The 9,654-nt window shown below is 72.0% G+C and carries 7 protein-coding genes and 1 pseudogene; 5 read left to right on the top strand and 3 right to left on the bottom strand.

Annotated features, from left to right (window positions below; genetic code table 11):
* Positions 1-1,024: pseudogene (locus EF918_RS27205) on the bottom strand (hypothetical protein); the annotation flags it as partial.
* Positions 1,025-1,205: 181 nt separating this feature from the next.
* On the opposite strand from EF918_RS27205, the gene EF918_RS27200 reads away from it, so the two are divergent.
* From EF918_RS27200 to EF918_RS27185, 3 genes are all read left to right on the top strand, one after another.
* Positions 1,206-1,952 carry a GPP34 family phosphoprotein gene (locus EF918_RS27200; RefSeq protein ID WP_125651518.1) on the top strand — a complete coding sequence of 249 codons (747 nt, stop codon included), beginning with the start codon at positions 1,206-1,208 and terminating at the stop codon, positions 1,950-1,952.
* Between the two features lie 321 nt (positions 1,953-2,273).
* The gene (locus tag EF918_RS27190; protein WP_125651513.1) at positions 2,274-3,158 is read left to right on the top strand and encodes a helix-turn-helix transcriptional regulator; all 885 of its coding nucleotides are present in this window, start codon (positions 2,274-2,276) and stop codon (positions 3,156-3,158) included.
* A 271-nt stretch (positions 3,159-3,429) separates the two neighbouring features.
* Entirely contained in the window at positions 3,430-3,642 is a 213-nt protein-coding gene (locus tag EF918_RS27185) for a DUF397 domain-containing protein (RefSeq protein WP_125651511.1), read from the top strand.
* 315 nt (positions 3,643-3,957) lie between these two features.
* Here the strand turns inward: EF918_RS27185 and EF918_RS27180 are convergent, their stop codons facing one another.
* Positions 3,958-4,842: a hypothetical protein gene (locus tag EF918_RS27180; protein WP_185921938.1), complete on the bottom strand. Its 885-nt coding sequence runs from the start codon at positions 4,840-4,842 to the stop codon at positions 3,958-3,960.
* A 136-nt stretch (positions 4,843-4,978) separates the two neighbouring features.
* Between EF918_RS27180 and EF918_RS27175 the strand changes: the two genes are divergently transcribed.
* Both EF918_RS27175 and EF918_RS27170 read left to right on the top strand, forming a co-directional pair.
* A complete protein-coding gene (locus tag EF918_RS27175; RefSeq protein WP_125651509.1) occupies positions 4,979-5,761 on the top strand; it encodes an SDR family oxidoreductase in 783 nt (260 codons plus the stop codon).
* 40 nt (positions 5,762-5,801) lie between these two features.
* Complete coding sequence (locus EF918_RS27170; RefSeq protein ID WP_125651507.1) at positions 5,802-8,444, top strand: bifunctional FO biosynthesis protein CofGH; 2,643 nt, start codon at positions 5,802-5,804, stop codon at positions 8,442-8,444.
* Here EF918_RS27170 and EF918_RS27165 read toward each other — a convergent pair.
* Positions 8,441-9,511: a tyrosine-protein phosphatase gene (locus tag EF918_RS27165; protein ID WP_125651505.1), complete on the bottom strand. Its 1,071-nt coding sequence runs from the start codon at positions 9,509-9,511 to the stop codon at positions 8,441-8,443. The genes EF918_RS27170 and EF918_RS27165 overlap by 4 nt on opposite strands.
* Positions 9,512-9,654 lie beyond the last annotated feature (143 nt).

Raw genomic sequence — 9,654 nt, 5'->3', positions numbered from 1 at the left:
CCGTACGCTCACTCGCCTCCGGCTCGTCGGCCTCCGCCTCCGGCTCCGACTTCGTCCCGGGCTTCGGCTTGGCGTCGTCCTCGGCCGCGCTGACCGGACGGGGCGCGCGGAAGACGGCCGTACGCTCGCTCGCCTCCGGCTCGTCGGCCTCCGGCTCGGGCTTCGCCGGCGCCTTCTCCTCGGTGTCGGACTCGGCGCCGGACTTGGCGGCGGGCTCGGGCTCGGGCTCCGGGGCCGTGGAGGGCTTCGCGGGGGTGGACGACGGGCGGCGGGGCTCGAAGAGCGAACGGGCGGCGCCGGACGCGTCCTCGGGGCCGGCGTCCGTCGAAGCGGAATCCACCCGAGGCGCACGGAACACGGCCGTGCGCTCGCTGTCGGCAGGCTCGTCCGAGGGAGCCCCGGGCGACCGCCGACGCGGTTCGAAGGCACGGAAGACGGCGGTCTGTTCGCTGTCCTTCCCGGCGGTCGAAGCAGCCGGGGCCTCGTCGGAGCCGGTGGCGCGGTTGCGCGGTTCGAACAGGGAGCCGCCCGTGGTACGCGTCGCGCTCCCGCGCGGGTCCTCCGTGGCCGGCTTCCCGGCCTCGTCCCGGTCCACCCCGGAACGGGCCTCGCCGGACACCGAAGCGGAATCAGATTCCCGCGCCGGCACGGCCGCCACCGCCACCTTCGGCCGGACCTCGTCAGACGCCTCGTCCGTCGCCGTGTCCGACGACGCGTCGGACGCACGGACGGACCCCTTGTCGGACGCGCGCTCGGACGCCCGGTCCGAGGTCTCGTCCGAGGTCTCGTCCGAGCTCTTGTCGGTGTCGGAACCGCGGCCCGAGGACTCGGCGTCGGTGTCCTGGGGGGAAGCCTCGTCGGAGCCCCGGTCGGACGCCTTCTCGGAGCCCGGCTCCGAAGCCTGCTCCGAGCCGCTCTCCGGGTCGCGCGGGCGGAACACCGACAGCCGCGGATCGCGCTCCTCCCCGGCCTCCCCGGACGATGCACCTTGCTCTACCGACTTGTCGGGGGACTCGCCCGCCACCGTTCCTCCTCGCTCGCCGTCCGGCTGTCCGAACCGTCTCCAGTGTCCCGTCTCGGGGGCATCGCCCCCGTGCTAGACGAGAACGACATAGCTGCCGGTTCCCCCACAAAGCGTCCAGGCGCTCTCGACAGATGAATGTGAGAGGCGTCACCCTGTCACTCATCCACGCGGGGAGGCATGGATGGGCAGGAGCCGCAGAACAATTCCGGAGGAGCTTCTGCTGCTCGCCTTGGACCCGGCCACGGGAACCACGGCGCAGCCGCAGTCGCTCGACCTCGGCCTTGCCGGGGCACAGCTAGTGGAGCTGGCCCTGGCAGGACGGATAGCCCCTGACGGGGATCGTATCGCCGTGGTGATGCCACGGCCGACAGGAGATCCGACCTTGGACTCCGCACTGGAGCTGCTGCGCCGTCGCGGCAGTCCGGTACGGGCCGTCCACTGGATCGGCGGACCCCGGCTGGGGCTCCGCCAGACGTACCTCTCGCACCTGGAGCGGTGCGGCATGGTCCATGCCGTGGCCGGCCAGATGTGCGGGGTGCTGCCGACGACTCGCTACCAGGCGACCGACACGGCGATCAGCCGGGAGATCCGTGCCCGGCTCGACAGTGCGATCCGCACCGGCGTACCGCCGGACCCGCGGACCGCGGCGCTCGCCGCGCTGGCCCACGCGGTCGGACTCGGCAAGCACCTGTACCCCGGTAACGAGGGGCGTTCCTCCAGGTCCCGGCTGCGGGACCTGATCCGGCACGACCCGATGGGCGGCCTCGTGGCGCACGCCGTGATGGACGTCCAGAACGGTGTGGCCGCGCAGCCGCGCCGTGAACGGGCCACGACGGCGCACGCCGCGCACGCCCCGGCCGCCCGGGCCGGTGCCGTGCCGCTGCAGCCACGCCGTACGGGTGCGATGGCCCGCGCCGCCGCACACTGACCCACCAGGTCCACCGGGTCCACCGGGTCCACCTGATTCACCCGATCCACCAGGACCACCTGATCCACCTGATCCGCCAGGTCCACCTGATCCACTCGCTCCACCTGATCCGCCCGATCCACCCGATCCACCCGATCCACCGTCCCGTCCGGTACGGGAGCCGCAGCGCGCGGGGTGGCGTGGCCGTTTGTTCGGTCGCGCCACCCCGCGCGTCTGCATATACGCAGTTCGCCAGCGCAGGAACGGAGTTCGGTGGCAGTCTGCTGACCATCACCTGTGCAACAGACGTGACAGCCAAGAGCAACCGGAGGTGCCGTTCCCGTGGCGTCCAATGTCAACCCCACCGTCCGACGCCGCCGACTGGGTATGGAGTTGCGCAAGCTCCGGGAGGACAAGGGCATGACCGCCGAGCAGGTGGCCGAGCGCCTGCTGGTCTCCCAGTCCAAGATCAGCCGGCTGGAGAACGGCCGGCGTTCCATCAGCCAGCGCGACGTCCGGGACCTGTGCGACGTGTACGAGGTGGAGGACCGGCGGCTCGTGGACTCCCTCATGCAGATGGCCAAGGACTCGCGCCAGCAGGGCTGGTGGCACGCCTTCGGTGACATCCCGTACAGCGTCTACATCGGCCTGGAGACCGATGCCGCGAGCCTGCGCACGTACGAGCCCCAGGTCGTGCCCGGTCTGCTGCAGACGCCCGAGTACGCCGGCGCCCTGATCCGCGGCGCGCTGCCCGAGACGGCGCCCGCCGACATCGAGAAGCGGGTACAGGTGCGCATGCGCCGCCAGCTGCGGCTGTCCGAGACCGAGAACAACAATCCCGAACTCGGCCCGCTGCGGCTGTGGGCGGTGATCGACGAGGCGGCGCTGCGCCGGCGCGTGGGGGACGCCCAGTTGATGATCCGGCAGCTCGAGCACCTGATAGAGCAGTCGGAACAGCCGCACGTCACGGTGCAGGTGATGCCGTTCACGATGGGCGCGCACCCCGGCGTGAACGGCCAGTACGCCATCCTGGAATTCCCGGACGCCTCCGACTCGACCGTGGTCTACATCGAGGGCGTGACGAGCGACCTGTACCTGGAGAAGGCGAACGACGTCCAGCAGTACAGCGTGATGTACGAGCACCTGCGCGCCCAGGCCCTGAACGTCGACCAGACCCGCGAGTTCATCTCCGACATCATCGGCGCCTATGCGGGCAAGGCGAAGTAAAGGAAGCGGAAGAGGCGGAACGGAAGGAAGCCGGGAAAGCGGAGAAAGCGGGGAAACCGGGCAGCCGGCGGCGGGTCCGGTACGGTACACCGTCACTGCCCGGCCATGGAAGGCCTGGCTGGAATATGCCATCCGGACGGGTGAATGACCTCTTCACCCCTGGAGTGGTGCCGGTAGCGTCGATCACGTCGGCCGGGAAACGTTCCGGATTCCTCCGGAAATCCCCGGTCGACCACCCCCATCGAAACAACTCGCTGAACCGGAGAAAAACATGGCTATTCGCCTGGGCGCCACGGAAAACTGGACCAAGTCCTCCTACTCCGGCGGAAACGGCGCGTGCGTCGAGGTCAAGTCCACCGTCGCCGAGGGCCTCGCGGTCCGGGACTCCAAGGTGCAGGCGGGGCCGTCCCTCGCCGTCACCGCCGGTGCGTGGAGCTCCTTCGTCACCGAGGTGACCGAGGGTCGACTGGGCCACCGCGTCTGATATCCCGCCGGGCGAACCGAGGGCCGGCCGACCCCCCACCCCCGAATCCACCGATCCACCGATCCGCCGAGCCACCGCTCCTTCCGGATCGACCGGGTCCCCCGGATTCCACGGATGCCGCCGATTCCCCTCGAATCCCCCCGATCCCGCCACTCGACCGATTCCATCGATCCACCGATCCACCGGAACACCGGAACAACCGAATGAGCCGCACTCGCCGTTTCCTGCTCACCCTTGTAGCGGCTGAGTGACTGAAGCCCTCTCGACTGATTCGCCGTCTCAGCCGAGAGGGCTCGGCCGTGTCCGGAACCGGAATCAGACCCGGCGCAACTGGTCGACGTAGCGGTCGGTCCCGGGCACCGTCGGGACGAACGGCGCGACCAGCTCCACCCGCCCCGGCCCCGCCTCCGCCACCTCGGTGTCCAGGCCCTGGAACCGGTCCCAGCACTCCCGCGGGTCGGCCTCCAGGAACCACAGCAGCGTCAACCGCGTGTCCACGCCCTCGACCTGCTTGACGTACGTCATCCGGTCGCCGGGCAGCGGCGTCGGCCGGAAGACGGTCACCAGCGCGGCCGGGGACCCGTGCAGCCGGCGCGGCAGGGCGCGCGAGCGCAGCCACTCCAGCAGGGCGTCCCGCTGCTCCGGGCCCTCCGTGTCGACGACCTGGAGGACCAGCCCGGCGTACGGGTGGTCGAGGGCGTGGAAGTCCCGCGGGCCGGCGGCGCCGTCGCGGTAGACCGTGGCCTCGTGGTCCTGGAAGGACGTGAAGACGTGCGTCCGGTCCTGGTAGACGCGGGCGTCGCGGTTGAGGCGCTTGTTGATGCCGACGGTCCACTTCATGTGCTCGTCGTAGCGGCCCTCGGTGATCCAGTACGTGGAGAGGTAGCAGCCCGCCGTGACGGGCCGGGCGATCGCCGACTTCTCCGGGTACCGCAGCTCCTGCAGGTCCCGGGTGGCCACCCAGCGGCGGCCGGCGTACATCCAGGGCATGGCCATGGCGCCGGCGTAGTAGTGGTCGTCCTCGTACCAGCGGTTGTACGCGTACTCGTGGCCCGGATGCGGCTCCACCATCGTGATCAGCGCATGGCCGGGGCGGATGCCGTACGGGCCCACGGACGCGAGCTCGGCGTAGGCGTCGACACGGGTGTCGGGGGCGGGCTGCGGTTCTGGATTCGGCTGCGGTTCCGGATTCTCCACCATGACCGATCCATGTACCTGACTCTGCATCAGATGGCGAGACCCGCGGCAGCGGCGGACCGGCCGCCCCCCTTCCCTCTCCGGGGCGGCCCGCCTAATCTGACGCATCGTCATCTCATGGTCCGTGCCGGGAGGCCGCATGCTGCTGCAAGGGAAGACCGTCGTCGTCTCCGGGGTCGGGGCCGGGCTCGGGCACCAGGTGGCCGCCGCCGTCGTGCGGGACGGCGGGAACGCCGTGCTCGGGGCGCGTACGGAGGCCAATCTGGCCAAGTCCGCCGCCGAGCTCGACCCCGACGGGCGGCACACCGCCCACCGGACCACCGACATCTCCGACGAGGCCCAGTGCGAGGCCCTCGCCGCCCTCGCCGTGGAGCGGTTCGGGCGGATCGACGCGGTCGTCCACGTGGCCGCCTGGGACTCGTACTTCGGCGGGCTCCAGGACGCCGACTTCGGCACCTGGCAGCAGATCCTCGACGTCAACCTGCTGGGCACCCTCCGGATGACCCGGGCCTGTCTGCCCGCGCTCAAGGAGCGCGGCGGGGCCGTCGTCATCGTCGGGACCCAGTCGGCCGTGGCCGCGCCCAACGAGGTGCAGCAGGCCGCGTACGCCGCCTCCAAGGGCGCGCTGACCTCGGCCATGTACTCCCTGGCCCGGGAGCTCGGCCCGCACCGGATCCGGGTCAACACCGTGCTGCCCGGCTGGATGTGGGGGCCGCCCGTCCAGGCCTTCGTCACGTTCACCGCGCACACCGAGAAGGTCAGCGAGGAGGAGGTCCTCGGCCGGCTGACCGCGCGCATGGCGCTGCCCGAACTCGCCACCGACGGGGACGTGGCCGATGCCATCGCCTTCCTCGCCTCCGACCGGGCGCGGGCGATAACCGGCCAGTCGCTGCTGGTCAACGCGGGTGAGCTGATGCGATGACCCGCGCCGTGCCTCGATCAGCGGATCGTATGCTCGCCGTATGACCTCTCCCGGCAACGCCCCCGCCCCGACCGCCAACGCCATGCGCCGTGCGCTGCGCCGGGCCCGGGACGGCGTGGCACTGGACGTGACCGAGGCCGCCGTGCTCCTCCAGGCGCGCGGCGCGGACCTCGACGACCTGGTCGCCTCCGCCGGCCGCGTGCGCGACGCCGGCCTGGCGGCGGCGGGCCGGGCGGGGGTGATCACGTACTCCAAGAGCGTGTTCGTCCCGCTGACCCGGCTGTGCCGGGACAAGTGCCACTACTGCACGTTCGTGACCGTGCCCGGGAAGCTGCGCAAGGCCGGGCACGGGATGTACATGTCGCCCGACGAGGTGCTGGACATCGCCCGGCGCGGGGCCGAGCTGGGCTGCAAGGAGGCCCTGATCACCCTCGGGGACAAGCCCGAGGACCGCTGGCCGGAGGCCCGCGAGTGGCTCGACGCGCACGGCTACGACGACACCCTGGCCTATGTGCGGGCCATGTCGATCCGGATCCTGGAGGAGACCGGGCTGCTGCCCCACCTCAACCCGGGCGTGCTGTCCTGGAGCGACTTCCAGCGGCTCAAGCCGGTCGCGCCCAGCATGGGCATGATGCTGGAGACCACCGCCACCCGGCTGTGGTCGGAGCCGGGCGGCCCGCACCACGGCTCCCCCGACAAGGAACCGGCCGTCCGGCTGCGGGTGCTGGAGGACGCCGGGCGCTCGTCCGTGCCGTTCACCTCCGGGCTGCTGATCGGCATCGGGGAGACGTACGAGGAGCGGGCCGACTCGCTGTTCGCGCTGCGCCGCGTCGCCCGGGCGTACCACGGCATCCAGGAGCTGATCATCCAGAACTTCCGCGCCAAGCCGGACACGGCCATGCGCGGGATGCCGGACGCCGAGCTGGACGACCTGGTCGCCACCGTCGCCGTGGCCCGGCACATCATGGGCCCGTCCGCCTGTCTCCAGGCGCCGCCGAACCTCGTCGACGGCGAGTACGGGCGGCTGATCGCGGCCGGGATCGACGACTGGGGCGGGGTCTCGCCGCTGACCATCGACCACGTCAACCCCGAGCGGCCGTGGCCGCAGATCGAGCTGCTGGCGCAGCGCTCCGCCGAGGCCGGCTTCACCCTGCGCGAGCGGCTGTGCGTCTACCCGGAGTTCGTCCGCCGTGGCGAGCCGTGGCTGGACCCCCGGGTGCTGCCGCACGTCCGCGCGCTGGCCGACCCCGAGACCGGGCTCGCCGACGAGCGGGCCGAGGTCAAGGGCCTGCCGTGGCAGGAGCCCGACGAGGGCTTCGCGGCCTTCGCCGCCTCCGGCCGGACCGACCTGCACCGCACGATCGACTCCGAGGGCCGCACCGCCGACCGCCGCGAGGACTTCGACGAGGTCTACGGCGACTGGGCGGCCCTGCGCGAGGCCGCCGCGCCCGGGATGACCCCCGACCCGCGGACGTCCCCGGAGCGCCTCGACACCGACGTACGGGCGGCGCTGGCGCAGGCGGCCGAGGACCCGGAGGGGCTCACCGACGACCAGGCGCTGGCCCTGCTGCACGCGGACGGGCCGGCGCTGGACGCGCTCTGCCGGATCGCGGACGACCTGCGCCGGTCGGTCGTCGGGGACGACGTCACCTACATCGTCACGCGGAACATCAACTTCACCAACGTCTGCTACACCGGCTGCCGGTTCTGCGCCTTCGCGCAGCGCCGTACGGACGCCGACGCCTACACCCTGTCCCTGGACCAGGTCGCCGACCGGGCCCAGCAGGCGTGGGACGTGGGCGCCGTCGAGGTGTGCATGCAGGGCGGCATCCACCCGGACCTGCCGGGGACGGCGTACTTCGACATCGCACGGGCGGTCAAGGCGCGGGTGCCGGGCCTGCACGTGCACGCCTTCTCCCCGATGGAGGTGGTCAACGGGGCCACCCGGACCGGGATGTCCGTACGGGACTGGCTGACGGCCGCGAAGGAGGCCGGGCTGGACTCCATTCCCGGCACGGCCGCGGAGATCCTCGACGACGAGGTGCGCTGGGTGCTCACCAAGGGCAAGCTGCCGGCCGCCGACTGGATCGAGGTCGTCTCGACCGCCCACGAGCTGGGCATCCGTTCGTCCTCGACCATGATGTACGGCCACGTGGACCAGCCGCGGCACTGGCTGGGGCACTTCCGGACGCTGGCGCGGATGCAGCGGGAGGCGCGGGAGAAGGGCGTGGCGGGCTTCACGGAGTTCGTGACGCTGCCGTTCATCCACACCAACGCCCCGGTGTACCTGGCGGGCATCGCCCGCCCGGGCCCGACCGTGCGCGACAACCGGGCGGTGACGGCGATGGCCCGGCTGCTGCTGCACCCGCACATCACCAACATCCAGACGAGCTGGGTCAAGCTGGGCGCGGAGGGCGCGGTCGAGATGCTGCGGTCCGGGGCGAACGACCTGGGCGGCACGCTGATGGAGGAGACCATCTCGCGTATGGCGGGGTCGAGTTACGGCTCGTACAAGTCCGTCCGGGACCTGGTGGCGATCGCGGAGGCTGCGGGCCGTCCGGCCCGTCCCCGTACGACGCTGTACGGGGACGTTCCGGAGGAACGGCAGGCGGCGGCCCGGGCCTCGGACGGGCACCTGCCGGAGCTGCTGCCGGTGCTGGACGCGCCCGGGGCGGACGGCTAGCCGACGAGCAGGTCCTTCTTGAGGTCCTTCAGCTCGCGCGCGTCGAGGCCGAGGCCTTCGGCGACGTAGCGGTCGAAGGTGCCGTACGTGGCGGTGACCTCGTCGTAGCCGGCGTTGAGGTACTCCGGACGGACGTCGAGCAGCGGCTTGTAGACCGCGGCCTGCGGGGCGGGCAGGTGCGACAGGATCGCGTCGTTGGCGGCCTTGCGGTAGTCGTTGCTGGCGAGGTAGTCGGCCAGGACGGTCTCGCGCGGCACGCCGAGCGCGGTGAGCAGGGCGGCGCTGGACCAGCCGGTGCGGTCCTTGCCCGCGGTGCAGTGGTAGAGCACGGCGCGCCGGTCGTCGTGCCGGATGCCGTTCATGACCTGGGTGTACGCGGCCTTGCCGGCGTCGGAGGACACCATGACCTTCTCGGCGTCCACCATGGCCTTGACGGCCTCGTCGGGGGTGCGCGGCATCGTCCGGAAGGAGCCGGAGCCGGCGAAGACGTCGACCACCTGGTACGTGGCGCCGGCCGGGACCTTGTCGGGGCTCTTGGCGCGCTCGTCGGCCGTGCGCAGGTCGAAGACCGTCGTGACGCCGAGGCGGCGGAGCTTGGCCTCGTCGGCCGGGGTGAGCCTGCCGAGGGCGTCGGAGCGGTAGACCTCGCCCATCTTCACCCACTGGCCGGACGCGGTCCGGTAGCCGCCGGCGTCCCGGAAGTTGACGGCTCCCTCCAACTTGACCAGCCGGTCGGCCAGGCGCAGGCCGCGGCCGTGGTCGGCGGCGAAGTCGAACCACTGGCGGTCGGCGGCGGGCAGACCGGTGACCACGGCACGGCCGGAGGCGCCGCCCCGGGCGACGACCCGGCCGTTGGCCTTGATCTGGACGTGCCGGGTGCGGGCGGCGTCGGCGGCCCAGGTGAGCGTGTACGAGCCGTCGGCCCCGGCGGTGACGGTGGCGGCGGTGAACGGGACGGACGCGCGGTCCTGGCCCCACACGCCGTGGGCGCCGGCGGTGGGGGCGAGTACGAGCGAGAGACCGACGGCGGAGGTGGCGGCGGTCGCGGCGAGGATGGCCTTCTTCATGCCGCAGAGGCTGGGCGGCGGGGGCGAACACCGGCTGAACGGGGCGTGGCCGAGAATCGCCCCTGCGAGGACGAATGGCAAAACGTGCCATCGTTACACGGTGCGGCACGGGTGGCGGTGCCTGCCGGGCGGGGGCTGGGCGG

The organism is Streptomyces sp. WAC06614, assembly GCF_003949795.1.
Classification (GTDB): Bacteria; Actinomycetota; Actinomycetes; order Streptomycetales; family Streptomycetaceae; genus Streptomyces.
This window is presented reverse-complemented; position numbering and strand designations above follow the sequence as displayed.

What these genes read in the sequence shown, in the direction of transcription:
- EF918_RS27185 (WP_125651511.1), top strand. Translation starts at nt 3,430, where the DNA reads ATGGCTATTCGCCTGGGCGCCACGGAAAACTGGACCAAGTCCTCCTAC.
- EF918_RS27180 (WP_185921938.1), bottom strand. Translation starts at nt 4,842, where the DNA reads ATGGTGGAGAATCCGGAACCGCAGCCGAATCCAGAACCGCAGCCCGCC.
- EF918_RS27200 (WP_125651518.1), top strand. Translation starts at nt 1,206, where the DNA reads ATGGGCAGGAGCCGCAGAACAATTCCGGAGGAGCTTCTGCTGCTCGCC.
- EF918_RS27175 (WP_125651509.1), top strand. Translation starts at nt 4,979, where the DNA reads ATGCTGCTGCAAGGGAAGACCGTCGTCGTCTCCGGGGTCGGGGCCGGG.
- EF918_RS27165 (WP_125651505.1), bottom strand. Translation starts at nt 9,511, where the DNA reads ATGAAGAAGGCCATCCTCGCCGCGACCGCCGCCACCTCCGCCGTCGGT.
- EF918_RS27170 (WP_125651507.1), top strand. Translation starts at nt 5,802, where the DNA reads ATGACCTCTCCCGGCAACGCCCCCGCCCCGACCGCCAACGCCATGCGC.